This window comes from Micromonospora sp. DSM 45708 (assembly GCF_039566955.1).
Taxonomy (GTDB): domain Bacteria; phylum Actinomycetota; class Actinomycetes; order Mycobacteriales; family Micromonosporaceae; genus Micromonospora.
In genome coordinates this window covers 3,531,799-3,558,084 of sequence record NZ_CP154796.1, presented here as the reverse complement: position 1 = coordinate 3,558,084, position 26,286 = coordinate 3,531,799, and the positions used below count along the sequence as shown (strand labels likewise).

20 protein-coding genes are annotated in these 26,286 nt (G+C 72.8%); 7 read left to right on the top strand and 13 right to left on the bottom strand.

The window, feature by feature from the left end:
- Window positions 1-8 precede the first annotated feature (8 nt).
- Window positions 9-746: a helix-turn-helix transcriptional regulator gene (locus VKK44_RS15195; RefSeq protein ID WP_343441734.1), complete on the top strand. Its 738-nt coding sequence runs from the start codon at window positions 9-11 to the stop codon at window positions 744-746.
- A gap of 146 nt (window positions 747-892) precedes the next feature.
- On the opposite strand, the gene VKK44_RS15190 is transcribed toward VKK44_RS15195, so the two are convergent.
- Complete coding sequence (locus tag VKK44_RS15190) at window positions 893-1,291, bottom strand: VOC family protein (protein ID WP_343441733.1); 399 nt, start codon at window positions 1,289-1,291, stop codon at window positions 893-895.
- A gap of 183 nt (window positions 1,292-1,474) precedes the next feature.
- Between VKK44_RS15190 and VKK44_RS15185 the strand changes: the two genes are divergently transcribed.
- From VKK44_RS15185 to VKK44_RS15170, 4 genes are all read left to right on the top strand, one after another.
- Window positions 1,475-1,624, top strand: coding sequence for a hypothetical protein (locus VKK44_RS15185; protein WP_343441732.1), 150 nt, complete (start codon window positions 1,475-1,477; stop codon window positions 1,622-1,624).
- A 4-nt stretch (window positions 1,625-1,628) separates the two neighbouring features.
- Entirely contained in the window at window positions 1,629-3,044 is a 1,416-nt protein-coding gene (locus VKK44_RS15180) for a class I SAM-dependent methyltransferase (RefSeq protein WP_343441731.1), read from the top strand.
- On the top strand, window positions 3,037-5,079 hold the full coding sequence (locus VKK44_RS15175) for a sulfatase-like hydrolase/transferase (RefSeq protein ID WP_343441730.1): 2,043 nt from the start codon (window positions 3,037-3,039) through the stop codon (window positions 5,077-5,079). Before VKK44_RS15180 ends, VKK44_RS15175 begins: the two co-directional genes overlap by 8 nt.
- Before the next feature lie 153 nt (window positions 5,080-5,232).
- Window positions 5,233-6,516 carry a citrate synthase gene (locus tag VKK44_RS15170; RefSeq protein ID WP_343441729.1) on the top strand — a complete coding sequence of 428 codons (1,284 nt, stop codon included), beginning with the start codon at window positions 5,233-5,235 and terminating at the stop codon, window positions 6,514-6,516.
- Between the two features lie 69 nt (window positions 6,517-6,585).
- Here the strand turns inward: VKK44_RS15170 and VKK44_RS15165 are convergent, their stop codons facing one another.
- The 11 genes from VKK44_RS15165 to VKK44_RS15115 all read right to left on the bottom strand — a co-directional run bounded on the left by VKK44_RS15165 (window position 6,586) and on the right by VKK44_RS15115 (window position 20,675).
- The gene (locus tag VKK44_RS15165) at window positions 6,586-9,402 is read right to left on the bottom strand and encodes a M14 family zinc carboxypeptidase (RefSeq protein WP_343441728.1); all 2,817 of its coding nucleotides are present in this window, start codon (window positions 9,400-9,402) and stop codon (window positions 6,586-6,588) included.
- Window positions 9,403-9,495: 93 nt separating this feature from the next.
- Entirely contained in the window at window positions 9,496-10,011 is a 516-nt protein-coding gene (locus VKK44_RS15160) for a fasciclin domain-containing protein (protein WP_343441727.1), read from the bottom strand.
- A gap of 262 nt (window positions 10,012-10,273) precedes the next feature.
- A complete protein-coding gene (locus VKK44_RS15155) occupies window positions 10,274-12,376 on the bottom strand; it encodes a M14 family metallopeptidase (RefSeq protein ID WP_343441726.1) in 2,103 nt (700 codons plus the stop codon).
- A gap of 109 nt (window positions 12,377-12,485) precedes the next feature.
- Window positions 12,486-13,142, bottom strand: coding sequence for a response regulator transcription factor (locus VKK44_RS15150; protein WP_343441725.1), 657 nt, complete (start codon window positions 13,140-13,142; stop codon window positions 12,486-12,488).
- A gap of 165 nt (window positions 13,143-13,307) precedes the next feature.
- Window positions 13,308-13,994, bottom strand: coding sequence for a putative N-acetylmannosamine-6-phosphate 2-epimerase (locus VKK44_RS15145; protein ID WP_343441724.1), 687 nt, complete (start codon window positions 13,992-13,994; stop codon window positions 13,308-13,310).
- Complete coding sequence (locus VKK44_RS15140) at window positions 13,991-14,902, bottom strand: ROK family protein (RefSeq protein ID WP_343441723.1); 912 nt, start codon at window positions 14,900-14,902, stop codon at window positions 13,991-13,993. The genes VKK44_RS15145 and VKK44_RS15140 overlap by 4 nt, the downstream gene beginning before the upstream one ends.
- Window positions 14,899-15,741: a carbohydrate ABC transporter permease gene (locus VKK44_RS15135; RefSeq protein WP_343441722.1), complete on the bottom strand. Its 843-nt coding sequence runs from the start codon at window positions 15,739-15,741 to the stop codon at window positions 14,899-14,901. The genes VKK44_RS15140 and VKK44_RS15135 overlap by 4 nt, the downstream gene beginning before the upstream one ends.
- Window positions 15,731-16,684, bottom strand: a complete 954-nt coding sequence (locus VKK44_RS15130) for a carbohydrate ABC transporter permease (protein WP_343441721.1) — start codon at window positions 16,682-16,684, stop codon at window positions 15,731-15,733. The genes VKK44_RS15135 and VKK44_RS15130 overlap by 11 nt, the downstream gene beginning before the upstream one ends.
- 2 nt (window positions 16,685-16,686) lie before the next feature.
- Window positions 16,687-17,970 carry an ABC transporter substrate-binding protein gene (locus VKK44_RS15125; RefSeq protein ID WP_343441720.1) on the bottom strand — a complete coding sequence of 428 codons (1,284 nt, stop codon included), beginning with the start codon at window positions 17,968-17,970 and terminating at the stop codon, window positions 16,687-16,689.
- A 25-nt stretch (window positions 17,971-17,995) separates the two neighbouring features.
- Window positions 17,996-19,591, bottom strand: a complete 1,596-nt coding sequence (locus VKK44_RS15120) for an FAD-dependent oxidoreductase (RefSeq protein WP_343447788.1) — start codon at window positions 19,589-19,591, stop codon at window positions 17,996-17,998.
- A 37-nt stretch (window positions 19,592-19,628) separates the two neighbouring features.
- On the bottom strand, window positions 19,629-20,675 hold the full coding sequence (locus VKK44_RS15115; protein ID WP_343441719.1) for a LacI family DNA-binding transcriptional regulator: 1,047 nt from the start codon (window positions 20,673-20,675) through the stop codon (window positions 19,629-19,631).
- 388 nt (window positions 20,676-21,063) lie between these two features.
- On the opposite strand from VKK44_RS15115, the gene VKK44_RS15110 reads away from it, so the two are divergent.
- Window positions 21,064-22,419, top strand: coding sequence for a hypothetical protein (locus VKK44_RS15110; RefSeq protein ID WP_343441718.1), 1,356 nt, complete (start codon window positions 21,064-21,066; stop codon window positions 22,417-22,419).
- A gap of 54 nt (window positions 22,420-22,473) precedes the next feature.
- Here VKK44_RS15110 and VKK44_RS15105 read toward each other — a convergent pair whose 3' ends face one another.
- Window positions 22,474-23,871, bottom strand: coding sequence for a glycosyltransferase family 4 protein (locus VKK44_RS15105; protein ID WP_343441717.1), 1,398 nt, complete (start codon window positions 23,869-23,871; stop codon window positions 22,474-22,476).
- Between the two features lie 293 nt (window positions 23,872-24,164).
- Between VKK44_RS15105 and glgX the strand changes: the two genes are divergently transcribed.
- Window positions 24,165-26,285, top strand: coding sequence for a glycogen debranching protein GlgX (gene glgX, locus VKK44_RS15100; RefSeq protein WP_343447787.1), 2,121 nt, complete (start codon window positions 24,165-24,167; stop codon window positions 26,283-26,285).
- Window position 26,286 lies beyond the last annotated feature (1 nt).

Here is a 26,286-nt window from a genome sequence, read left to right as displayed (position 1 = left end):
GTGGACGGATGTACCGGGAACGGGCGGCGGTGGGCATCCGGTCGGCGGTGCGGTGGGCGAGCGTCTCGCCCGGCGCCGGGCCGGTGCGCGTGCTGCCGGACGGGTGTCTGGACCTGCTCTGGTCCAGTCGGGCCGGGCTGCTGGTGGCCGGGCCGGACCGGGTGGCGCAGGTGTCGTGGTCAGCGCCGGGGGAGAGGTGGATCGGGCTGCGCCTGCCGCCGGGCGTCGGCCCGGCCGTGTTCGGGGTGCCCGCCGAGGAACTACGGGACCGACGTGTCCCGCTCGCCGACCTGTGGGGCCGCGCCGCCGTGGACCTGGCCGAACGGGTCCGGGCGGCGACCGGTCCAACCGGGTCGCGGTGCGCGGCCCGCTGGTCGGACGCCGGCGCCACGGCCCTGGAGGAGGTGGCGCTCGACCGGCTGCGGGCCGCCGGTGGGCCCGACCCGCTCGGCGCGCACGTGGCCGCCCGGCTCGCCGCCGGGGCCACGGTCGCCGCGACCGCCGCCGAGGTCGGCCTCGGCGCGCGGGCCCTGCACCGGCGCAGCCGGGCCCTGTTCGGGTACGGCCCGAAGACGCTGGCCCGCATCCTGCGCATGCGTCGCGCGCTGGACCTGGCCCGTGGCGGCGTGCCGCTCGCCGAGGTCGCCGCGCGGTCCGGGTACGCCGACCAGGCCCACCTCACCCGCGACGTGCGGGAGCTGGCCGGCGTCCCACCGACCCGGCTGCTCGCCCCGCCCACCGACTGACCGGCGGACCGCCGCGCCGACCGGGCGACGGGCGGGAGCACGCCGCCGCCGGCCGGGTGGCTGCCCCGTCGGCCGGGTGACGGGCGGGAGCACGCCGCAATGCCGCCCTCCGGCTGACCGCCCCGGCCGGCGGCGAGGGCGTGCGGTCAGCCGGCCGGCAGCGGCGCGAACAGGTCCACGCCGTTGCCGTCCGGATCGTGCAGGACCGCGTACCGCTGGCCCCAGACGGCGTCCCACGGCGGCAGTTCCCCGTGGTGGCCGGCGGCGGTCAGCTCGGCGTACCAGCGGTCCACCTCGGCCGGGCCGGCGCAGCGGAAGGCCAGGCTCATCCGCGGGCTGCCGGCGGACGGCGTGAAACCGGGATGGAAGCCGCGGATGGTGTCGACGGTGTCCCAGGCCAGCCGGACCCCGTTGGGCAGGGTGACCTCCACGTGCGGTTCCGTCTCGGCGCCGGCCGGGATCGGCAGCCCCAGCCGGCGGTAGAAGTCGAGGGTGCGGGCCATGTCGGTGACGACGGTCCCGACGAGATCGAACTGCGGTGTCATGGCAGCCACGGTAGGTGGCCAGGGGCCGCTTCGTCTTGAACGGATCGGACGGGGAAAGGAGTGCCCGGTGTGGCCGCGCGTGTCCGGTCAGACGCGTACCGTAGGGGATAAGCCCGGCTTTGAGCAATAAACCTCACATACCGGGCTGGGCTCCGATGACCGGCGAGGGAAGGAAAAGCAGCCGTGACGCACCTGGCCTACCTGGACGCGGGATCCGGCAGTCTCATCGTGCAGGCGGTGGTCGGCGGGGTGGCCGGAGTGGCCGTGGCCGCCAAGCTCTACTGGCGGCGCCTGGTGACCCGGTTCCGTCGCCAGCCCACCGACCAGGGCTGACGGCATGACGGTTCCCGACACCGGCGTCCGCGTCGAACCAGGCTCCTTCCGCGACCCCGGCAACCGGGTCTTCCACCGGGCCGGGGAGGTGCTGCGCGGGCTCGACGAGCGGTCCGCGCGGGACTGGCGGGCGCTGGCCGCCACCGACCTCTTCCGTGACCTCACCGCCGCCGGCCACCTGGTCGGCACCGAGGAACTCGTCCCCACCCCGGTCGACGTGCCCTGGGCCGCGGTGCTGCGGCACGACCGCATCCCGTTCGTGTCCCACCCCTACGAGTGGTCGTACGCGATGCTGCGCGACGCGGCGCTGCTGCACCTGGACGTGCTGCGCGCCGCGCTGGACGCCGGCTTCACCACCAAGGACGGGTCGGCCTACAACGTGCAGTGGCGCGGCGCCCGGCCGGTCTTCATCGACGTCGGCTCGTTCGAGGCGCTGCGCGACGGTGAACCCTGGGCCGGCTACCGGCAGTTCTGCCAGACGCTGCTCTACCCGCTGCTGATCCAGGCCCACCTCGGGCTGGACTTCCAGCCGTTCCTGCGGGCCCGGATCGACGGCGTCGAGCCGGACCAGATGCGCCGCCTGTTCGCCGGCACCCGCCGCTGGCGCGCCGGCGTACCCACCCACGTGCACCTGCACGGCGCGATGCAGGCCCGCCACGCCGACGCCAGCAGCAGCGACGTCCGCGCCCAACTGCGTGCCGCCGGCTTCTCCCGCGACCTGGCCCTGGCCACCGTACGCGGACTCACCCGGCTGGTCCGCCGGCTCGACCACCGGCCCGGCGACAGCCACTGGTCGGACTACCAGCGCACCTGCGCCTACTCGGTGCCGGACCGGCAGGCCAAGGAAGCCTTCGTCGACCGGGCGGTGGCGGCCACCGCGCCGCACACCGCACTGGACGTGGGCGCCAACGACGGCCGGTACGCCCGCATCGCGGCCCGGCACGCCGCGTGCGTGGTCGCCGTCGAGCAGGACCCGGCCGTGGTCGACGCGCTCTACCGCGCGCTGCGCGACGAGGGGGAGGGGCGGATCCTGCCGCTGGTGATGGACCTGGCCGACCCGTCGCCCGGCGGCGGCTGGCGCGGCGTCGAGCGGGCCGCGTTCGTCGACCGGGCGCGCGCCGACCTGGTGCTCGCCCTGGCCGTGGTGCACCACCTGGCGATCGGCCGCAACGTGCCGCTGCCGGACGTGCTCGACCAGCTCGTCGCGCTCACCGGGACCGGCGGCAGCCTGGTGGTGGAGTTCGTCCACCCGGACGACCCGATGGCCCGGCGGCTGCTCGCCAACAAGCCGGACGGCCTCTTCCCCGACTACCGGCGGGACGCGTTCGAGGCGCTGCTGGCCCGGCGCGGCCGGGTGGTGGCGCGCGTCGAGCTGCCGTCCGGCACCCGCACGCTCTACCAGGTGGTGGTGGGTGGTTGAGGACACCCTCGCCCCACCACGGGCACGTCCGGCCGGCACCGACGCGCCCCGGCGGCGTGGCGCCTGGCGGGCCGAGGCGGCGCGACTGGCGGAGGTGACGGCGCTGGTCGGCCTCGTGGTCACCCAGCCGCTGCTGGACGTGCTCGGTCGCAGCCCCGACTTCTTCCTGTTCCACGGCGCCTCCCGGGCCGACGTGCTGCTCCTGGTCGCGCTGATCGCGCTGGTGCCCACGCTGCCGTTCGCGGCGCTCGGCGCACTGGCGCTGCTCGGCGGCCGGCCCACCCGGGCGGCGGTGCACACCGCGCTGGTCGGGTTGCTGCTCGCCGCGCTCGCGGTCCAGGTCGGCCGCCACCTGACGCCGCTGCGGGGCGTACCGCTGCTGCTGGTGGCCGGCGGGGCGGGGGCGCTCGCGGCGGTCGCCCACCGGCGGTGGCGGGCGCTGCGCCGGGTGCTGCGGGTGGCCGCGGCCGGCCCGGTGGTCTTCGTCGGGCTGTTCCTGTTCGCGTCGCCGGCCTCGGCGGTGGTGCTGCCCCGGGGCGACGGCGGCGCCGCCGGCACGGTCGGCGCGGGCAGCCACCCGCCGGTGGTCATGATCGTGCTGGACGAGCTGCCGCTGGTGTCGCTGCTCGGCCCGGACGGGCGGATCGACGCCGCCCGCTACCCGAACTTCGCCGCGCTGGCCGCCGGCTCGACCTGGTACCGCAACGCCACCGGCGTCAGCGGCTGGACGCCCTACGCGCTGCCGGCCATGCTCACCGGCCGCTACCCGGACCGGGCGGTGGCGCCGCACTACTCGCAGTACCCGGACAACCTGTTCACCGCGCTCGGCGGCCTCTACCGGATCAAGGCCGAGGAGAGCATCACCCGGCTCTGCCCGCCCAGCCGCTGCGAGCAGCCGACCAGCCCGCAGCAGGGCATCGGCGTGCTGACCCGGGAGAGCGGCAAGCTGCTGCGCCAGCTCACCGCGCCGGTGGACAGCCGGGTCGACCCGGAGGACTCGTACCGGGAACAGACCGCCGCCGAGGCCGGGCTGGACGCCGCCGAACCGGTGCCCGACGACCCGAAGTTCCGCTGGGACACGCTCGACGACAACCAGCCGGCCCGGTTCACCTCGTTCCTCGCCGGGCTGCGCCCCGCCGACCGCCCCACGCTGCACTTCCTGCACCTGCTGATGCCGCACTCACCGTGGGCCTACCTGCCGTCCGGGGCGCACTACGACGCGCCGGAGGACCTGCCCAACGACGGGGCCGGCTGGGTGGACCTGGCCCGCGCCCGGCACTTGGCCCAGCTCGGCTACACCGACCGGCTGATCGGCGAGACGCTGCGCACGCTGCGCGCCACCGGCCTCTACGACCAGGCCTTGGTGCTGGTCACCGCGGACCACGGGGTGAGCTTCCGCCGGGACTGGCAGGGCCGGGGGATCGACGCCATCACGCACGCCGCGAACGAGGTGGCCTGGGTGCCGATGTTCGTCAAGCAGCCCGGGCAGCGGGCCGGTCGGGTCGACGACCGCAACTGGGAGCACGTCGACCTGCTGCCCACCATCGCCGACGAGACCCACGTCCGGGTGCCCTGGCGGATGGACGGCGTCCCGGCGAGGGCCGCCCCGCGCGCGCGGGCCGACAAGCGCTTCTACGACCGGCCCGGCCAGCCGGTGACGATCACCGGCGGGGTCCCCGCCCCGCTGCCGTCGCCCGCCGTCGACCCGCTGGTCGGCACCCGGGTCGGGAACGCGCCCCCCGGCGGTACGGCCACGGTCGCGAACCGGGCCGCGTTCGACGCGGTCGACCCGGCGCGGGGGCTGCCGGCGCTGGTCTGGGGCACCGTGCCCGCCGACGTGCCGGACGGCACCCGGCTCGCGGTGGCGGTCAACGGCACGGTCGGCGCCGTGGTGCCGGTGGTGCCGTCGGACGCCGGCGGCCGGCGGTTCGCCGCGTTCCTCCCCGACGACCGGATCTTCGCCGCCGGCGCCAACCGTCTCGACCTCTACCGCCTCGACGCCGGTGGGACGCCGCGGCGGCTCACCCTGTCCTGACCGCGCCGGTAGCCGGTTTCCGCCCCGGCAAGTCGGGAATCAGGTGACGCATACCTCACCTGCCAAACCATGCCGAGCGTTGTCCCCCATACCGTGATTACGGTAGAAGCGAAGGCAATTCAACGAAGATCTTGCCGGCGAAGCGAGGAACAGATGACGGAAGTCAAGCTCGACCACCCCGGTGGGCAGCTGTCGATGCCGGTGCAGTCCGCGGTCGAGGGCCCCGCCGGGATCGGGGTGAGCAAGCTGCTCAAGGAAACCGGGATGACCACGTACGACCCCGGTTTCGTCAACACCGCGTCCTGCTCGTCCGCGATCACCTACATCGACGGTGACGCGGGCATCCTGCGGTACCGCGGCTACCCGATCGACCAGTTGGCCGAGAAGTCCTCCTTCCTGGAGGTCTCCTACCTGCTGATCTACGGCGAGCTGCCGTCCCAGACGGAGCTCACCGAGTTCAGCGAGCGGATCCGGCGGCACTCGCTGCTGCACGAGGAGATGCGCCGCTTCTTCGACGGTTTCCCCCGCGACGCGCACCCGATGGCGGTGCTCTCGTCGGCCGTCAGCGCCATCTCGACGTTCTACCAGGACAGCCTGGACCCGTTCGACTCCGAGCACGTCGAGATGTCCATGGTGCGGCTGATGGCGAAGGTCCCGACCATCGCCTCGTACGCCTACAAGAAGTCGATCGGCCAGCCGCTGCTGTACCCGGACAACTCGCTCGGCTACGTCGAGAACTTCCTGCGGATGACGTTCGGCGTGCCGGCCGAGCAGTACGAGGTCGACCCGGTGGTCGCCCGCGTGCTGGACATGCTGTTCGTCCTGCACGCCGACCACGAGCAGAACTGCTCCACGTCGACGGTGCGGCTGGTCGGCTCCAGCAACGCCAACCTGTTCGCCTCGGTGTCGGCCGGCGTGAACGCGCTGTTCGGCCCGCTGCACGGCGGCGCCAACCAGGCCGTGCTGGAGATGCTCCAGAAGATCCAGGCCGACGGCGGCGACGTCCGCACCTTCGTGCAGAAGGTGAAGGACAAGCAGGACGGCGTGAAGCTGATGGGCTTCGGCCACCGGGTCTACAAGAACTACGACCCGCGGGCCGCGATCGTGAAGAAGGCCGCCCAGGACGTGCTCGGCCGGATGGCCAAGCCGGACCCGCTGCTGGACCTCGCCATGCAGCTGGAGGAGATCGCGCTCGCCGACGACTTCTTCGTCTCCCGGCGGCTCTACCCGAACGTGGACTTCTACACCGGCCTGATCTACAAGGCCATGGGCTTCCCGACGAAGATGTTCACGGTGCTGTTCGCGCTGGGCCGGCTGCCCGGCTGGATCGCCCAGTGGCGCGAGATGATCAACGACCCGGAGACCAAGATCGGTCGCCCGCGGCAGATCTACACCGGCTACGCCGAGCGCGACTACGTCCCCGCCAAGGAGCGCTGAGCCCGGTCCTGACGGCGAAGGCCGCCGACCCCCTGCGGGTCGGCGGCCTTCGCGGTTCCGGCCGGGGCGTCAGCCCACCAGGGAACGGAGCGGGATCTGCGCGTCCCGGAGGGCGCCTACCAGGTCACGCAGGAACGGGTGTTCGTCGGCCTGGAGGCCGGCCGGGTTCGGGATCACCAGGTGGGCCGACCCTTCCGCCATGGAGACCCGGGCGGTGTCGGTGTACCGGGCGACGATCGCTTCGGCACGACCGCGGTCACCGGCCGCCACCTCGACGATGATCGGGCGCCACTCGCCGTCCAGGTCGTCCGCCACCGGCTGCGCTGCCGCAGCCGCCCGGGCGGGGTCGACACCGGTCGTACGCCGTGCGGCGCCGCGGTCCGCCGCCGCACCCGACGGATAGAGCAGGGCGTTGGCCACCAGGTGCAGCCCGTTCTCGTTGTACGCCCGGAAGAGCGGGTTGAACGCGAACAGCACGGCCCGGCCGGCGCCGGTGGGCTCGTCCACCAGTGCGACCGTGCCCTTCAACACGTCGCTGCGCACCGTGTAGCCGTTCGCCCAGAAGGTGTCGTCCGACGGGTAGCTGAGGACGTTGGTGCCGGTGCTGCTCGGGTTCAGGATCGAGTCGTTGTTGTTGAACTCGAAGTCCTCCGCCGGGCGGCCCAGCGCGACCGGGCTGCTGCCGTCGACGTCGACCCGCAGGTGCGAACCGATCATCCGGTAGTCCGCCGGCTTCGTCTTCTCGGTGGTGGAGGTGAGGCCGGCGGCCCGGGCCATCCGGGTGCCCTCGTTGCGCAGGCCGAGGTAGGTGTGGCCCTGGGCGATCCAGTTCCGCAGGTTGGCCTGCCCGGCGGCGGTGAGCCCGCCGGTCGAGCTGCTGCCGTCCGGCACGAGCAGCACGGTGCGTTCGGTGAACGCCGGGGTGTTGTCGTTGATGTCGGTACTGGTCACCGGCTTGAGGTCGAGTCTCCAGCGCTTGCCGAGCACGTACCGGGCCTCGCCGTGCGAGCCGGAGGTGGTGGAGATGCCGGTGCCCTGGAACAGCCCGACATCCGGCAGGTCCACCGGGCTCCCGCTGGCCGCCGCGCCGCTCGGGCGCAGGGTCACCCCGAGCGACCGGGCCAGCCGGTCGATCTCCTGGGTCAGGCTCTTCGCCGGGAAGCCCACCACGCTGGTGTCGAGGTCCCGGACGAGCGGCACGCCCTGGCCGAGCAGCCGGAAGGTGAGTTCGGCCGCCGCCGCCGAGTCCAGCGGGTACCCGTACGAACCCTTCGCCCCGGCCGCCGAGGCCTTGCCGCCGGTGATCTGCCGGACCAGTTGGGCGTGCGGCCGGACGTCGTCGCCGGTGTAGATGGTGTCCACGCCCATGAGCAGCGGGTTGCTCCAGGACGACACGTCGTAGAAGTAGGGGAACGGGACGTACGGGTCCTCGCCCATGATGGCCTGGATCCAGTGCTTCTGCGGCTGGTCCATCGGGATCCAGTACGCGCCCACCGGCACCGTGACGTCGGTCGCGGTGCGCCCGCCGAAGACCCGGGCGGTGGGCACCTTCGTCGGCTTGGTCACCTCGTAGACCTCGACGTCCATCCCGCGCAGCCGCTCGACCAGCCGGCGCACGTCGCCGAGCTGCCGGTCGGGGAGCAGGAAGTACGAGCGGATCCTGACGTCCGGCACCGGGAACTGGACGCTGTTGGTCGGCTGGACCACCTCGTTCGGCTCCAGCGTCCCGGCCCTGCCCTCGGCGAGCGCGTCCGTCCAGATCTCGAAGTAGCCGGTCAGCACCTCGTGCTTGTTCGCGGCGGCCCAGCCGAGGGTGGACCACTGGGTGTGGAACTGCTGCTGGACCCGGTCGGCCACCGCCGAGGCGCTGCCCTTCTCGAAGGTCATGCCGGCGGCGCCGAAGCCGGCGGACGGGACGGTGTCGCCGTAGCCCATGAAGAACAGGTCGTACGTCGAGTAGTTGAAGTAGCACTCGGTGGTGACGGCGCCGCCGCAGGCGCCGTTGAAGCCGAAGCCGGCCTTGTTGGCCTCGCCGATCCGGTTGATCCAGTCGACGTTCTCGCTGGAGATCTCGTGGTGGATCGGGTCGGCGTTGGGCGGGAAGAAGTACTGTCGCCCGCCCATCTCGTGCGCGTCGATGAAGACCTGCGGCGGGTACTGCCGCAGGAGTTCGATCTTGCCGTCGGTCTCCTGCTGGGTGCGGGCGAACCAGTCCCGGTTCATGTCGAAGCCGTACTCGTTCTGCCGGCGGTTGGCGTCGCGGCCGTCGGGGTTCTGGGTCGGCACGATGACCGTGACCAGGTTGTCGTTCCGCTCCGCGACCGCGCAGGACAGCCCGGACGCCAGCTCGTACAGGGTCTTGAGCGCGGCGTCGGTGCCGCTCTTCTCCCCGCCGTGCACGTTGGCGGTCACCCAGACGATGGCCGGGCGGTCGGCCGCGGTCTCGGCGGCCTTCTTCGCCTTGGTCCTGCGCGGGTCGCGCAGATCGCGGATGTCGTCGGCGATCTGTCGCAGCGCCCCCGGTCGGACGTGCCGCTCGTTGGAGACGATGGCGTACGGCAGCGGCTGGCCGAGCACGCTCGTCGCCATGACGCCGGTGACCACGCGGTCGGAGGCGGCGTCGACGGCCTTCAGGTAGCCACGGACCTCGTCGTTGGTGACGATCCGCTCCTGGCCGGTGCCGAGCGGGAAGCCCAGCGCGGACTCGGGGCTGGGCACGGTGGACAGCCGGGCGGCAGGGTCGTAGCTGCAGCCGGGGGGCGTGGGGGCGGCGCCGGCCGGCGCGCCTGCGAGCAACGGCGTCAGACCGACGAGCAGGAGCAGCGCGGCGACGCCGGCCGTTCTTCTCGTGCGGACCGTCCTGGGCGGACGCTTCGACAAGCGCATCGGGATGCCTCGTTTCACTCGGTGGGGGATCAAGCGAGCTGGATCGAAACGTAGTGACCTGCGGTTTCCCGGGTCAAGGCTCGGTGGGTGTGGTCAGTGGGCGCGGTGCCCGTCCTCGCCACCAGTGGTGGGCAGGCTGCCGAGCACGTGGTTGATGATGTGGATCCGGGCGTTGGCGACCTGGTAGTCGGCGCACACGGTGTCGGCCCGGTCGGCCAGGCGCGCGGTCCCTCCGCCCCCGGTGACGGTCAGCGTGGTGCCGGCGAGCGTGGTCACCGTACCGGCGGTCACCAGGTCGGACAGCGACAGCGACCCGGCGACGAGGTGTTCGCGGAGCAGGCCGCGGAGCTTGTCCCGGTCAGCCAGGAGCAGTTGGTCCAGGTTGTCCTCGGAGAACTTGGCCGCGAACGCGTCGTCGGTGGGGGCCAGGATGGTCACCCCCGAGCCGCCGTGCAGGTCCGCGGACATGCCGGACGCCCGCACCGCTGCCTCGAACGTGGTGAGGACGGGCAGCCACTGCAGAGCCGCCTCGGCCGGCTGACCGGCGAGCGCCGCCGGGTTGCCCGGCTCGCTGCCGGAGGGCAGCAGCTCGCACAGCGGGCCGCTCACGACGGCCGCCGCCTTCGGTGCGGCGCCGCCGGCCGTAGCCGGCGAAGCGGTGCCGGCGCCGGAACAGCCCGTGCCGGTGAGCACCAGGGACAGCGCGACCGCGGCGAGCGCGGCGGTCCGTCGCCGACGGGCCGGCCACCGGAGCCGGGGGAGAGATCGGGATCGCGGGGGGATGACGGGCCGTTCCACGGCGTTCTCCGGTCGGGTCGGGTCGTACCGGCAGGCCCGGGAGGGCGGACCTGCCGGTACGACGGTCAGCGGTTCAGAGGCTCGCGCACTGGCCGGTCTTCGGGCCTGTCGCCGAGTTGCCCAGCTCCAGGTCGACCGGGGCAGCGCTGTTGCCGTCGCAGCGCAGCGGGCCGGTGACCGTGTTGGCGGCCAGCAGCGGCGCGTCGCCCCGGTTGCCGGACACGTCCACCGGACCGTCGACCGTGGTGTCGACGACCACCACGGGCCCGCTGCCCTGCGCGATCCGGACCGGGCCGGTGACCTTGGTGTCGGTCAGGAACACGCCGGCGGCGCCGGAGGCGTCCACCGGGCCGGTGATCGACGAGCCGGTGGCGACCAGCGTGCCGCCGGCCCGCACCCGGACCGGGCCGGTCACCGTGGCGCCCCGCAGGCAGGTGAAGCCGGAGACCACCAGCGGACCGCTACGCGTGCCGGTCACCGTCGGGTACACCCGCTCGGCGTCGACCAGCTTCTCCACCGCCTGCCCGTCGAGCAGCAGCGGGATCAGCCCCCGCTCGGGCTGGGCCAGCGGCACCACGTACCCGTCGGCGACCTTGACCACCTTCCAGCCGTGCGCGGCGAGCCGCTGCGCCACGGTGGTCCGCTGTCCGGTCGGGCCGTCGGTGCGCTCGCCGTGGTACTGCTCCTCGGTGAGCCGGTAGGCGCACGGCGCCTCGGTGAGGATCTGGTCCTCGCGCGGGGCGTCCAGCGGCGGCGGGGCCTCGCCCGGGTGCGGGGCCGGGTACGCCGCGATGGGGCGGGAGCCGCGGAAGACGATCCGCCCGGTGTTCGACACCTGGAAGGTGATCGCGTCGGCCCGTGCGGAGGTGATCTCCTTGAGGTTCGCCCGGTGGTAGTCGAGGAACTGCTGGAACGTCCAGAGCGCCGAGTACGCTTTGCGCCGCCGGTTGTTCGCCGTGTTGCCCTCGTCCGGCCGGGTGGTGCCGCCGGCGCTGCGCAGCTCCAGCAGGGAGTTCACGACGTTCTTGAGCCCGAGCGTGTTGCGCAGGATGGTTTCCTCGCTCAGCCCCACGTTGCCGCCGCCGTTGCACCCGTATGGGCAGGGCCACCAGCCGTCCTTGGCGCCCTGGGTGTACATGTGGCCCTCGATCATGTGCTGCGACTCGTCGAAGATCGGCTGGGCCACGTTCTGGTGCCGCGGCGGCAGCATCGGCAGGTCGCCGGCGCTGGAGTTGCCGAACTCGTGCCCGTCGTAGCCGGCCACCGGGCGGTGGTCACGCAGCATCCGCATCAGCGCGAAGGTCTCGGGCTGGCGGATCAACGAGTAGTCCCGGTTGAGGTCCTGGCCGGTGGAGTTGCCCCGGGTGTTGGCCGCCCGGCCGTCCCCGTTGATGGTGGGCACGATCAGCACGGTGGTGTGCGACAGCAGGTCCAGCGTCCGCGGGTCGTCGCTGAAGGCCAGCTGGCGCGCCATGATCAGGCAGGCTTCCCGGTCACCGGGCTCGTTGCCGTGCACGTTGCAGTTGACCATCAGCGGCGACGTCGCGGCCACCGCCGCCGGGGTTGCCGGCGGCGTGGGGTAGCCGATGACGAACATGTTGATCGGGCGGCCCAGTGCGGTCCGGCCGATCTCGGTCACCCGGACCCGGTCGCTCAGCTCGTCGACCGCCGCGGTGTACGCGTACTCGTTGACGTCGCTGGTGTACTGGGCCGCGAGGGTGGTCTCCCACTGGGTCCGGAGGTTCTGGCCCGGCACGGCGGGGTCGCCCCAGGGAGCCCGGGTGGTGTCGGCCACCGGCGTCGAGTACGGCTCGGCGGTGGTGCCGACGCGGGCGCGGACCCGCCACTGGAACCGGGCGCCCGGGTTGAACCCGGCGTCGGCGAACGTGGGCGAGGAGTTGTTGATCTGGCGGCCCGGCCGCCAGACGCCGGTGATGACCGCCGGTCCGGCCGCCGTGTCGTCGGCGGCGACCGGGGTGCGCTCGATCTGGTAGTCGGTGGCGCCGTCGACCGGCGTCCAGGCGAGGGTGGCGTATCCGTCGCCCTGCACGACCGTCAGGCCCTGGACCTGGTTCGTTTCGATCGGGTCGGCCTGTGCGGGTACGGGTCCGGCGAATACCGCCAGACTGGCGGCGAGCAGGGCGGAGAGGATGGCCGTCGTCCGTCTGTCTCTCATGGGTGCGCTCCAGAACAGGTGGGATGACTCGGTCCGGACAGCCAACGCGAGTCGGCTCGTCCCTGGTCGGCGGTCAGCGATTTCTTGAGGTGGATCTGAGGATTCGCGCTCAGGCCGACCGGAGCCGGTAGCCCACCCCGCGCACGGTCTCCACGAGGCCGGCGTCGTCGAGCTTGCCCCGCAGGGCCGCGACGTGGACGTCGAGGGTGTGGCCGCCGCCCCAGGTGGTCTGCCAGACGTCCATCAGCAGCCGCTCTCGGGGCACCACCGTCCCGGACTGTCGGGCCAGCGCCATCAGCAGCGCGAACTCCTTGCGGGTCAGGACGACCTCCCGGCCGCCGAGCCAGACCCGCCGGGCATTGAGGTCCAGCCGCAGGTCGCCCACCTCCAGCGCGGTCTCGGCCCGGAGGGCGCGGGCGGTGCGGCGCATCACCGCCTCGATCCGGGCCTGTAGCTCCGCCATCGAGAACGGCTTCACCACGTAGTCGTCGGCGCCGGCCCGCAGCCCCGCCACCCGGTCCCGCTCGTCGCCGCGAGCGGTCACCGCGATGATCGCGATGTCCTCGTTGTGGCGGCGGATCTCCCGGCACAGTGCCAGCCCGTCCCGGTCGGGCAGGTTGAGGTCGAGCAGTATGAGATCCACCGGCCCGGCCTCGACCGCCTCCGACGCGGTCGTGGCCGTGATGACCGAGTTGCCCCGGCGGCGCAGCGCGGCGGCGAGCGCGGACGCGACTCGCAGGTCGTCCTCCACCAGAAGCACCAGCACCGTGTCTCCTTGAACCTATCGCGACAGGTTCACGCGAGTCTGTCCGATCCGCACCGGCCGCCACCAGCCCGAACGGAGGATCGCGACCGGACGATCATGCGGGTCGAGCCGTCGGGCCGATCCCGTGGCGCCTCAGCCGGCCCCGGGGGCCGCCGCGAGATGGTGTCAGCCGTGGCGGGCGACCGCCGTCACCAACCGGCGGGTGATCCACAGCGGTGAGGTGACGGCGTTACCCACCACCACGGCGTGGGCGCCCGCCGCGAACGCCCGGCTGATCTGCCCGGCGTCCCGGTAGCGGCCCTCGGCGAGGACCGGCACCGGCAGCAGCCCGACCAGCCGGGCGAGCAGGTCCAGGTCCGGCCCGTCGGGACGCCTACCGGGCGAGGTGTAGCCGGACAGCGTGGTGGCCACGGCGTCCGCGCCCGCGTCGACCGCGGCGAGCGCCTCCGCGACCGTGGACACGTCGGCGAGCACCAGGGCGTCGGAGTGCGCGCGCAGGGCGCGCACCGTGTCGGCGAAGGTCCGGCCGTCCGGGCGCGGACGGTCCGTGGCGTCGACGGCGACGACCTGGGCGCCCGCCGCCGCCACCTCGAGCGCGTGCGCGGCGGTCGGGGTGATGAAGACGTCGGCCGAGCCGGCCTTGTACAGGCCGATCACGGGCACGGGCACGGCCGCCCGGATCGCCGTGACGTCGGCCGGCCCGTTCGCCCGGATGCCCGCCGCGCCGCCGCGTACCGCCGCGGCCGCCACCCGGGCCTGCACGTACGGGTCGCGCATCGGGTCGTCCGGGTCGTCGGGCAGCGGCTGGCAGGAGACGATCAGCTCGCCGGCCAGGTCGTCGAGGGCAGTCACGGGTGCTCCGTCCAGGTCAGGGCGAGCCGGGCCGCGCCGACCGCCACGGCGTCGCCGCCCAACGCGGCCGGCAGCAGCGGCACGCCGGCCCAGGCGGCGGGAAGGTGGGCCGCGTACGCCTCGGCGGCGGCCGGTAGCAGCGCCTCGGCCGCCCCGCCGCCGACCAGCACCACCTCGGGGTCGAGCAGGCCGACCAGGCCGGCCAGGGCGGCGCCGAGCGCCGTGCCGGCCCGCCGTACCACCGTCCCGGCGGCCGGGTCGCCGGCGTGGGCCCGCCGGGCCACCTCCCGCCCGGTGACCGGGTCGCCGGTCGCCAGGGCGTACCCGGCGGCGAGCCCGGTGCCGGAGGCGATCGCCTCCAGGTGCCCGTACCGGCCGCAGCCGCAGCGCAGGGCCTCGGCGCCGGGCGCGGGCAGGTGCGCCACCTCGCCGGTGGCGCCCCGGGCGCCCCGCTCCACCCGGCCGTGCCGGACCACCGCCCCGCCGAGCCCGGTGCCGACGGTGACCAGCAGCAGGTGCCGCCGGCCCCGCCCGGCGCCCACCCAGCTCTCGCCGAGCGCCGCGGCGTCGACGTCGTTGGTCACCCGCACGGGCCGGGCCAGCCGGGCGGCCAGCTCGGCGGCGACCGGGGTGCCGGTCCAGCCGGGCAGGCTGCCGGTGGCGTACCGGATGGCGCCCGTGGCCGGGTCCACGGTGCCGGCGGTGCCGACGCCGACCGGCCCCGCGCCGAGGCCGTCGAGGAGCGGCGCGGCGAGCGCGGCGGCGGTGTCCAGCACCGCCGTGGGGCCGGCGGCGGCCGGGGTGGCGGCACACCGGCGGTCCCGCACCCGGCCGTCCGCGCCGACCAGCGCGGCGAGGATCTTCGTCCCGCCGATGTCGACGCCGACCCACGCGCCGGGGGCGGTCATCCCTTCAGGCCGGTGTGTGCGAGGCCCTCGACGAACTGCTTCTGGGCGACGACGAAGACCACCAGCACCGGCAGGGCGGTCATCGAGGCGGCGGCAAGCTGCACGTCCCACATCGGTCCGCCGTACGCGTCGACGAACTGGGTGAGCGCCTGCGGCAGGGTGAACTTCTCCGGGGAGGAGAGGAACACGATCGGCTCCAGGTAGAGGTTCCAGCTGTGCAGGAAGGTGAAGATGGCCACCGCGCCCAGGGCGGGCCGGGACAGCGGCAGGGCGATCTTCCAGAAGGTGGCGAACCGGCCGAGCCCGTCGACGCGGGCCGCCTCCTCCAGCTCGCCGGGGAGCGCGATGAAGAACTGCCGCATGATGAAGGTGGCCAGCACGCTCGGCGCGCCGAAGATCGGCACCAGGAGCAGCGGCCAGTGGGTGTCGATCAGGCCGAGCTTGAAGAACATCTGGAACAGCGGCACGATCGTCACCTCACTCGGGATGAGCAGGCCGGCGAGGACCACCAGGAACAGCACGTTCTGCCCACGGAACCGGATCCGGGCGAACGCGTACCCGGCCAGCGCGGAGACGGCGAGCGTGCCGACCGTGACCACCAGGGCGATGTAGAGGCTGTTCAGGTACTGCCGGCCGAACGGCTGCAGCTCGAACACCCGGTGGTACGCCTCCAGCCGCGGGTTGCTCGGCCAGAGCTGCGGCGGGAAGGCGAAGATGTCCGCCACCGGCCTCAGCGACGAGGTGACCATCCACCAGGTCGGGAAGACGAACGGGACGGCGAGCACCAGCAGCACCCCGTAGAGCACCAGCTTGGCCCGGGGCGACAGGTCACGACTCATGGAAGACCCACCTCCTGCGCATCTGCCACTGCAGCACGGTGAGCGCCAGCACGATCGCGAACAGCACGATCGACAGGGTGGCGCCGTAGCCGAAGTGATGGAACTGGAACGCCTGCTGGTAGAGGTAGTAGACGAGCACGGTGGTGGAGGTGCCGGGCCCGCCCTGGGTGAGCACCGCGATCTGCGCGAAGACCTGCAACGAGCCGACCACCGTGATGATCGAGGTGAGCAGGATCGTGGGGCTGATCAGCGGCACGGTGATCCGCCAGAACTGGCGCAGCCGGCCGGCCCCGTCGACCTCGGCGGCCTCGTACAGCTCGGCGGGCACGCCCTGGAGCGCGGCCAGGAACAGCACCATGTTGAGGCCGACGTTCTTGAACACCTGCACGACGATCACGGACACCATCGCGGTGCCCTCGCCGCGCAGCCAGTTCGGCCCGTCCACGCCGAGCGTGTCGAGCAGGCCGTTGATCCCGCCGTTGTCCTGGAGCAGGAAGCCCCAGACGATGGTCCAGGCCACCAGGGAGACCACCACGGGGGAGAAGAACAGGGTGCGGAACAGGATCGTCCCGCGCAGTTTCTGGTTGAGAAGCACGGCGAGCAGCAACGCCAGCGCGAGGTTGCCCACCACCAGCCCGACCGAGAAGACCCCGGTGCTCCGCAGCACCGGCCCCAGGTTGGGATCGTCGGCGAGCGCGGTGTAGTTGTCCGCGCCGACGTAGTCAAACGTGCCGGCGAGCACGTTCCACTCGTGCAGGCTGTACCAGACCACCAGGATCAGCGGCAGGATCACGAAGACCGCGCTGCCGAGCAGTTGCGGGGCGACGAAGAGGTATCCGGTGAGCTGGTCGCGACGCCGGGTGGTCCACCAGGGGCGTCGGGTCCGGCCCGGGGCGGGGCGGGTCTGCGCGACCCGTCCCGCCCGGGTGTCCGTCCGGGACACGGTCACTTCGCCAGCAGCGGCTGGATCTTGGCGCAGACGCCGTCGAGCACGGCCTTGACGTCCGCGTTCGGCTGCCACAGCGGGTCCAGGCCGGCGCGGACCTGCTGGCTCAGCTCGGCCTGCCCGGCGTGGTTGGGCTTGACCACACCGTTGGTGATGCCGTCGATGACGACCTTCTGCAGTTGCTCCGGCTTGAGCTTCGGGTTCGTCTTGGCGAGCGTCTCGGCGGTCAGCTGCGCCTGTCGGGGCGGCGGGAAGAACTGGGCGAGCTTCGCCGAGTTCGTGGGGTTGGTGAGGAAGGCCAGGAAGTCGGCGGCCTGCTTGGCGTGCGGGCTATTCTTCAGCACGCCGAGGCCGGCCTGGCCGACCACCGCGTAGTCGCCCTTCGGTCCGGCCGGCAGCGGCACCAGGTCCCACCCGAAGCCGCCCTCCTTGAGCAGCGAGGCGCGGGAGATCTGGGTGATGGTCATGGCCGCGTCACCGGCAAAGAAGTCGGCCGTGGTGCCCGGGCCGGGCAGCGCCTTGCCGGTGAAGATCGCCTTGTGGAGGGTGGTCATGGCGTCGACCATCTCCGGTGAGCCGAACCCGCAGGACTTCCCGTCCTCGGACCACGCCTGGGCGCCCCAGCCGGTCCAGAAGGTGGACAGGTTGTCCCAACCCTTGTAGTCGAAGTCCCGGATGACCAGCCCGGCCTTGCCGGACTTCCCGGCTGTCGCGGCGGCGGTGGCCAGGGCGTTGTCCCAGGTCCACTGGCCGGCCGCGATCAGCTCGGCCGGGGTCTTCTGCCCGGCCTTCTTGACCAGGTCGGTGTTGACGAACACCCCGAACGGCGAGGTCGAGAAGGGGTACGCGTAGAGCTTGCCGCCGTCCTGCCAGAGCCTGAGCGTGGCGGGGGAGAGGTCGTCGTACTGGTAGCCCTCGGCCTTCTTGAGCGTCTCGTCCACCGGCAGCAGCGCCCCGGAGGCCACGAAGTCGGGTGCCGAGTTCTCGAAGATCCACGCCAGGTCGGGGGCGTTGCCGCCGGCGATCTGGGTGGTCAGCGTCGTGGTGTAGGTGTCGAACGGCAGCGGGTCGAACTTGATCTCCGCCACGTCCGGGTGGTTCTTGCGGTACTCGTCGGCGATCTCGTTGAACAGCTTGAGGTGGGCCTCGTTGGCCGACCAGACGGTCATCCGCAGCTTTGCCGGACCACTGTCGGCAGCCTCGCCACCGCCGCCGCAGGCGGTCAGGGCGAGCGCGCCGGCCAGCGCAACGGCGACGCCGCGCAGGGCCTTTCCTGCTCTCACAATCTTCTCCTCATCGGGGGTGTGTTCAGTAGCCCGCGATCCGGGGCCAGCGCTGTTCCACGCCGGCCGCGGTGAGGCGGTCCTGGAAGTCGGCCAGCAGACGGGGGGTGTTGCGGACCGCGCGCGGGGACTCGCCCCGCGCCAGACAGAAGTCGGCGAGCAGGCCGGCGACCTCGCCGACGTTCCACTCGACCGGGTGCAGCCGGTAGCTGCCGTTGGTGACGTGGGTGGTGCCGATGTTCTTGCCGGCCGGCAGCAGGTTCTCCATCCGCTGCGGGATCAGCGCGCCGAGCGGGATCTCGAACGGGCAGGAGCCGACGTCGATGTAGTTGTCGCCGCCGGTCGACGGGTGCAGGTCGATCCGGTACATGCCCACGCCCACCGCGTCCGGGTAGCTGACGGCGCCGTGGTCGCCCCGGACGGACAGGGACAGGTCCTGCTCGACGACGGTGTACTCGGCCCGGATCCGGCGGGACTCGCGGATGTACGGAGCCTGGGCCAGGCCGTCGGCGCTGCCGGTCACGTCGCCGCGCAGCCGCAGCCCGGGGAAGCCGGTGCCGCCGTCCGGCCGGGGCGCCTCGGTCTGCAGCCAGTACAGCACCGAGTACGACAGCTCCCGCGCCTTGTCCAGGTGCCAGGAGGCGTTCGGCACGTCGATGACCGGTGCCTCGAAGTAGTCGATCATCGGCCAGTTGACCAGCGTGATGTCGCTGCCGTACGCGCCGTCGACGAAGTTGCGCCGGGCGGCGATGCGCCGGAACGTCCAGAGGTTGCCGTCACCGGGGTTGACCCGCTGGTCGGCGTTGACGGCCAGCGGGTCGTCGTCCGGGTTCGGGGTGAAGCTGCGCTCGACGATCTCCAGCGTCCGCGGGTGCGGCGAGCGCCAGGACAGCATCCGGTCGCCCCAGAAGTCGGGCTTGTAGTCGCGCCAGAAGTCGTACCCGGCCGGGCGGTCGATGGTGTGGTCGCCGTCGACGTGGTCGATGGCGAAGCAGACGGAGACGGCCTGCATGTTCATCGGCTGGGCCTCGGCGGGCGCGCTCGGCTCGCCGGTCTCCTCCCGCGACTCGAACCCGGTCACGTACTCGGTGCCGGACAGCGGCAGCAGCTCACCGGTCTCGGTGGCGTCCAGCGTGTACGGCGCGGTGATCTCGATCCGCTGGTCGCGGTCGCGGTGCGCCACGGTGACTCCGACGACCCGGTCGCCGTCGGTCGCCACCGCCACCGGCCGGTACGGCTGGAGCACGGTCAGCAAACCGGCACCCCGGTACGGCGCCAACATCTCCTCGATCACCGCGACGGCCACCCGCGGCTCGTGGCAGAGTCGGCTGACCCAGCCGGCGCCCGGGTTGAGGTCCGTCCAGCGGCGGGAGCGCTCGGTCAGCGGGTAGTGCCGGCGGTAGTAGTCGCGAATCCCGGTGCGCAGCGCCCGGTAGCTGGCGGTGGCGCCGAACTGCTCGATCCACGAGTGCTCGTCCGGCGGTACCGCCTGGCTGGTGAGCTGCCCGCCCAGCCAGTCGAACTCCTCGGTCAGGACGACGGACCGGCCCTCGCGGAGGGCGGCGAGTGCCGCCGCGACGCCGCCGAGCCCGCCGCCCACGACGAGGACGTCCGCACGCATCTGTGCCACTTGCTTCCTTCCAGTTGGCGGTCGCCGCTCAGCGGCGCTCGACCGCCGGATCGGGGATGCCGAGGGTCTCGCCCTCGACGGGTTCGCAGGGGAGAAGTCGCTGCGGCAGGCCGGTGGCGCTGCCGTCGATGACGCCGGCCAGCACCTCGACCGCCTGCCGGCCCATCTCCTCGCGGGGGATGTGGAAGCCGCTGAAGGTGATCTCGGTGGGCACCGGCGTGGTGGGGTCGCCGAGGGTGAGCACCGACAGGTCGCCGGGCACGCTCAGCCCGCGTCGCCGGGCGGCCAGGTCCAGCGCGACCGCGGTGGCGTAGTCCTCGACGAAGACAGCGGTGGCCCGGTCGTCGAGCAGTCCGTCGAGGATCCCCTCGACCTCGCGTCCGGCCGCGGTGATCTGCCGGGCGCTCTCCGCGTCCGCCCCGCGTTGGACGAAGCCCCGGCGGCGGTCCTCGGAGGACTCCGCGGTCGAGCCCATCGCCAGGTAGGCCAGCCGGCGGTGGCCGTGGGCGAGGGCCCGCTCGACCGCCTCCCCGACGGCGCTGGCGTAGTCGGCACCGACGTAGGGGACCGGGCCGCCCGCGTCGTCGCGACGCCCGACCGCCACGTACGGGTAGCCGTCGCGGTTGAGTCGGTGCAGTTCCGCGGCGTCGATCTCGCGACCGAGCAGGATGCAGCCGTCCGCCAGCCGGAGCCGGTTGTCCTGGTGGAAGATCCGCCGCCGGCCGTCGACCACCGGCGCGCTGGTGAACAGCAGCAGGTCACAGCCGGCACGTTCGGCGTACTCCTCGATGCCGACCAGGAACGGGTGGAAGAAGTCGCGGCTGCCGCTCGGAAAGGCCGGTTCGTAGGTGAAGACGCCGATGATCCGGTTGAACCGGGCGGCCAGGCGGCGGGCCACCGGGTCGGCGGCGTAGCCGGTCTCCGCGATCACCCGCAGCACCCGGTCGCGGGTCTCGGGCGCGATGCGCACGTCCGCGTCGGCCCGCTTGTTGAGCACCAGGGAGACGGTCGCCTGGCTGACACCGGCCAGCCGCGCGATGTCACGCTGTGTGAGGCGCTTGGGGGTCGAGGTCACGGAGGCCTTCCCGGTCGGGCTAATGCGTATTAACGAACGGCGTCGGGAGGAAGCCTCGCGGTCGGGAAGCGTGGTGTCAAGACCTTGGCCGGAACATTTCCGGGGGATGAACTCCCTGAACTAATGCGGATTAGCGATGGACAGCGGGAACTCGGCAAGGCCGCCGTGCGTGGCGACCGGATGCGCGGAGGAGGGGCTTGACAGCTGCCCCCCGGGGCGGCAGCATCCGGAAGGAATAGACACTAATACGTATTAGCAGGGGTTGGTCGGCGCCCCCGCGTCAACGATCCCCGCGCCGCTCGTCCGCCGACCGTCACCGTGCGTGCCTACGGTCGGCGTCGCGCCACCGTGGACACCCCCACCGCCGTTCAAGGACAGGAAGGCCGACATGCCGACTGCACCCGGTTCGTCCCGCCGCCGCGCCGCCGTGGCCGCGGCCGGCGCGGGCCTGCTCGTCGCCGCGCTCGGCGGCGCCGCACCCGCCGCCGCCGAGCCGACGTTCGAGTTCCCGCACTTCAGCTACGCCGGTACGGCGTTCGACAAGAGCGCCCTCGCCTACAACCCGACGAACGAGTTCATCTTCCCCAGCGTGATCCGGGCCGCCGACTACTTCGCGCACCCGCTCGGCACGTACTACCTCTACTACGCCCCGCACGAGCGGCCTGGCGGTATCGCCCTGGCGTACGCCGACTCGATCGACGGCCCGTGGACCGAGTACCGGGCCAACCCGCTGGTCAGCAACAACTGGCCGCCGTACTACTCCGCGGTCAGCCACATCTCGTCGCCGCACGCGATCTGGGTCGAGGGGGAGCGGAAGCTCTTCCTCTACTTCCACGGCGAGAACTCGATCACCCGGTACGCCACCTCCACCGACGGCATCCACTTCGACTACGGCGGCACGGCGATCAGCCGGGACGCCACCACCGGCGGCGAGACCTCGTACGCCCGGGTGTTCGAGCAGTCGGTGCCCCGCCTGGGCAGCCGGTACCTGATGCTGTTCATGGACAACCCCACGGCCGCGGCGCCCGGCCCGACCGGCCCGGTCTCCCGGCGGATCCGCTGGGCGGTCTCGCCGGACGCGCGCACCTGGACCGTCCAGCCCGACCCGATCGTCACCCCGCAGGGCATCGAGGGCCCGAACGCCTCCGGACCGTTCTTCCTCCGCTGGCAGGGACGCAACCTGGTGATCTTCCACGCCGCCGACGGCAACATGCACGCCGTGGACGTCGGCGAGGGCTTCGACCGGGAGGTGCACCTCGGGACCGTGCACGACTCGCTCGACGCGGCGCCGGACCTGGGCCGCTCGGCCGCCCCGACCTTCTACTTCGACGGGCGGACCGCGCACATGTACTACGAGGCCGGGGGCCGGCTGACCGCGACGATCGGGCACGCCGTGGCCACCCTGCCCGAGCCGGTGCCCACCCGCGCCCTGGACTGCGCGGTGGACCGGCCGGTGCTGTGGCCGCCCGACCACCGGATGGTGGACGTCGCCGTGTCGGTGGACCTGCCCGACGGGGTGCTCGGGCCGTACGCCCTGACCCTGGCCGAGGTGACCGGCGGCGGCGCCGACATCGAGGGCTTCGTCGCCGGCACGCCGGGCACCACCGGCCGGCTCCGCGCGGAACGACCCGGCGGCGGCGGGGACCGGGTCTACACCCTGCGGTACGCGGGCCACGACGAGATCGGCCGGCCGGTCGGCTGCACGGTGACCGTCACCGTGCCGCACGACCAGCGAGCGGGCTGACCGTGACGACGGCCGCCGCCCCCACGCGGGGTCGGCGGCCGTCGTGGTCCGGACTCAGCGCAGGCCGGCGGTCGCGAGCAGGTTGCCTTCGGGCAGGACGGGCCGGGACCGGCCGAGGGCCATCCGCTGCTCGGCCCGATTCGCGGTGAACGCGGCGTCCTGGGCGATGGCGGCGGCGTACCCGGCGGCGGTGCGGGACGCGATGGCCGACCAGCCGTACCGCTCGTGCACCATGGCGCGGGCGCGTCGGGCCAGCGCACGGGCCCGGTCGGTGTCGGAGAGCAGCGCGTGCACCGCCTCGGCCAGCCCGTCCGGGTCCTGCGGGGCGAACGTCATCCCGGTGACGCCCGGCTCGACGATCTCGGCCAACCCGCCGGTACGCGACACCGCCAGCGGCGCGCCCGCGGCGGCGCCCTCCAGCGCGACCATGCCGAACGGCTCGTAGATGCTGGGCACCGCGAAGCAGTCCGAGGCGGCCATCACGGCGGGCAGGTCGGTGCCGCCGAGGAACCCGGGCATGCTGACCGTGCCGCCCAACCCGAGCCGCTGCACCTCGGACTCCAGCTCCGCCTTGTACGGCCCGTCGCCGATGATCACCGCGCGCAGCCCGGGGTGCCGGTCCCGCAGCCGGGGCAGCCCGGCCAGCAGGTGCTGCACGCCCTTCTCGTAGACGAGCCGACCGGCGAACGTGACAAGCGGCCCGTCGGCGGCGAAGCGGGCCCGGGCTGCGGCGACCGCCGAGGCGGGCACCCGCCAGCGGTGCGGCTCGACGCCGTTGGGGACCACGTCGACCCGGGACCGGTCCACGCCGAACAACGCGCCGACCTCGTCGCGCATGTAGCCGGAGCAGACGATCACCCGGCCGGACTCGCTGGCCAGCCACTGCTCGACGCCGTGGATGGTGCGGTTCATCTCCTCGGGCAGCCAGCCCTGGTGCCGGCCCGCCTCGGTGGCGTGGATGGTGGTCACCAGCGGCACGTCCAGGTGCTCGCGCAGCGTCATGGCGGTGTGCGCGACGAGCCAGTCGTGGGCGTGGATCACGTCGTACGTGCCGGACTCGGCGGCGCGCAGGGCGGCCCGGGTGAGCGTGTGGTTGAACGCCATGGTCCAGGCCAGCAGCGACCCGGTGGCGAGCGGGAACGTGACCGGGTCCTCGGCGGCGCGGACGACGCGTACGCCGTCGGCGTACTCCTCCAGCGGCGCGCCCTCGGCGTGCCGGGTGACCACGGTGACCTCGTGCCCGGCGGCGGCCAGGGCGACGGAGAGCGCGTGCACGTGGCGGCCGAGGCCACCGACGAGCACCGGCGGGTACTCCCACGACAGCATCAGGATGCGCCGCTTCCGGGGCGCGACGCCGGGCTGCGGCGGCGCGGTCGGTCGGGAGGTGAGGGTGGGCCGGTGGAGCCGGTCCGTCGCGGTGGCGGTCTGCGCGCCGACCCGCAGAGTGGTCACGTGTCGATCTCCGTCCGTGCAGGGTGGGACACGCCGGCATCGGTGGCGGCGGTGGGCGGGTGGTGGGGAGTGGCCGAGCGGCCGGGTGGACACGCGCGGGCACGCGTCCGCGGTCAAGGAAAGTGCATCCGGCGCGACGCCGCATCTCGAAACGGTCGATCGTGACGGACGACACCCGAACCTTTCGGTTACCGTCCGAACGGGTGGATTGGCGGCGGGGACGGCGGGGCATCAACGGCGTGCGCGCCGGCCGCCCGTCCGGCGCGCTGACGATCATGGGCCGAAGGAGCGACATGCAGGTCTGGCCGGGCGACAGCTACCCCCTCGGCGCCACCTACGACGGGATGGGCACCAACTTCGCGATCTTCTCCGAGGTGGCGGAGCGGGTCGAACTCTGTCTGTTCGACGAGTGGGACATCGGCACCGAGCGCCGGGTCGAGCTGCGCGAGGTCGACGCGTACGTCTGGCACGCCTACATCCCCGGCGTGGAGCCCGGCCAGCGGTACGGCTTCCGGGTGCACGGCCGGTGGGACCCGGCCAACGGGGTGCGGTGCAATCCGCACAAGCTGCTGCTCGACCCGTACGCGAAGGCGGTCGACGGCGAGGTCTCCTGGGACCCGGCGGTCTACGACTACGAGGTGGGCGGCGACCCGGACCGGATGAACACCGCCGACTCGGCGCCGCACATGCCGAAGTCGGTGGTGGTGAACCCGTACTTCGACTGGGGCAACGACAAGCCGCCGCGCACGCCGTACCACCACTCGGTGATCTACGAGGCGCACGTGCGCGGGCTGACCATGCGGCACCCCGACATCCCGGAGGAGCTGCGCGGCACGTACGCGGCGATCGCCTCGCCGGTGATGATCGAGCACTTCCAGCGGCTCGGGGTGACCGCGGTCGAGCTGATGCCGGTGCACGAGTTCGTGCACGACCACCGCCTGTCCGACCTGGGGCTGCGCAACTACTGGGGTTACAACACCATCGGCTTCTTCGCCCCGCACCACGGCTACTCGGCGCTGGGCCGGCTCGGCCAGCAGGTGCAGGAGTTCCGCGGCATGGTCAAGGCGCTGCACGCCGCCGGCATCGAGGTCATCCTCGACGTGGTCTACAACCACACCGCCGAGGGCAACCACCTCGGGCCGTCGCTGAGCTTCAAGGGCATCGACACGCCGAGCTACTACCGGCTGTCGGAGGAGGACCGGCGCTACTTCGTCGACTACACCGGCACCGGCAACAGCCTGAACGTGCGCAGCCCGCACTCGCTGCAACTGATCATGGATTCGCTGCGCTACTGGGTCACCGAGATGCACGTCGACGGCTTCCGGTTCGACCTGGCCGCCACGCTGGCCCGCGAGTTCTACGAGGTGGACCGCCTCTCCACGTTCTTCGAGGTGGTGCAGCAGGACCCGGTGGTCGGCCGGGTCAAGCTGATCGCCGAGCCGTGGGACATCGGCCCCGGCGGCTACCAGGTGGGCAACTTCCCGCCGCAGTGGACCGAGTGGAACGGAAAGTACCGCGACACGGTCCGCGACTTCTGGCGCGGCGAACCGGCCACGCTCGCCGAGTTCGCGTCCCGCATCTCCGGCTCCGCCGACCTCTACCAGGACGACGGCCGCCGCCCGTTCCACAGCATCAACTTCGTCACCTGCCACGACGGGTTCACGCTCACCGACCTGGTGTCGTACAACGACAAGCACAACGAGGCCAACGGTGAGGAGAACCGGGACGGGGAGAGCCACAACCGCTCCTGGAACTGCGGCGTCGAGGGCGACACCGACGACCCGGGCGTACGCGCGCTGCGGGACCGGCAGCGGCGCAACTTCCTGGCCACGCTGATCCTGTCCCAGGGCGTGCCGATGCTCGGCCACGGCGACGAGCTGGGCCGCACCCAGCACGGCAACAACAACGCCTACTGCCAGGACAGCGAGCTGGCCTGGGTGGACTGGGAGCGGGCCGACGACGAGCTGCTCGCGTTCGTGCGGCGGCTCACCGAGTTCCGCAACCAGCACCAGGTGTTCCGCCGCCGGCGGTTCTTCACCGGGCTGCCGGTCGGCGGCCGGGCGGCCGGCTCCGGCCTGCCGGACCTGGCCTGGTACACCCCGGACGGCCGGGAGATGACCGGCGAGGACTGGGGCAACGACTTCGGCCGCTCGGTGGCCCTGTTCGTCAACGGCGACGGCATCCCGGAGCGCGGCCAGTACGGCCAGCGCCACCGGGACAGCTCCTTCCTGCTGCTGTTCAACGCGCACGACGCGGCGTTGGACTTCACGCTGCCCGGGGAGGAGTTCGGGCCCCGGTGGGAGCTGGTGATCAGCACCGCGGAACCGGATCCGGAGAAGACGACAGTGGTCGAGGCGGGCGGCACGGTCTGCGTGCCGGACCGCTCGCTGCTGGTCCTGGAGAGGACGCCCTGAC

Bases quoted from the DNA above. Each gene is read 5' to 3' on its own strand.
- VKK44_RS15195 (WP_343441734.1), top strand. From the start codon at position 9: ATGTACCGGGAACGGGCGGCGGTGGGCATCCGGTCGGCGGTGCGGTGG.
- VKK44_RS15190 (WP_343441733.1), bottom strand. From the start codon at position 1,291: ATGACACCGCAGTTCGATCTCGTCGGGACCGTCGTCACCGACATGGCC.
- VKK44_RS15180 (WP_343441731.1), top strand. From the start codon at position 1,629: ATGACGGTTCCCGACACCGGCGTCCGCGTCGAACCAGGCTCCTTCCGC.
- VKK44_RS15170 (WP_343441729.1), top strand. From the start codon at position 5,233: ATGACGGAAGTCAAGCTCGACCACCCCGGTGGGCAGCTGTCGATGCCG.
- VKK44_RS15165 (WP_343441728.1), bottom strand. From the start codon at position 9,402: ATGCGCTTGTCGAAGCGTCCGCCCAGGACGGTCCGCACGAGAAGAACG.
- VKK44_RS15155 (WP_343441726.1), bottom strand. From the start codon at position 12,376: ATGAGAGACAGACGGACGACGGCCATCCTCTCCGCCCTGCTCGCCGCC.
- VKK44_RS15140 (WP_343441723.1), bottom strand. From the start codon at position 14,902: ATGACCGCCCCCGGCGCGTGGGTCGGCGTCGACATCGGCGGGACGAAG.
- VKK44_RS15135 (WP_343441722.1), bottom strand. From the start codon at position 15,741: ATGAGTCGTGACCTGTCGCCCCGGGCCAAGCTGGTGCTCTACGGGGTG.
- VKK44_RS15120 (WP_343447788.1), bottom strand. From the start codon at position 19,591: ATGCGTGCGGACGTCCTCGTCGTGGGCGGCGGGCTCGGCGGCGTCGCG.
- VKK44_RS15110 (WP_343441718.1), top strand. From the start codon at position 21,064: ATGCCGACTGCACCCGGTTCGTCCCGCCGCCGCGCCGCCGTGGCCGCG.
- glgX (WP_343447787.1), top strand. From the start codon at position 24,165: ATGCAGGTCTGGCCGGGCGACAGCTACCCCCTCGGCGCCACCTACGAC.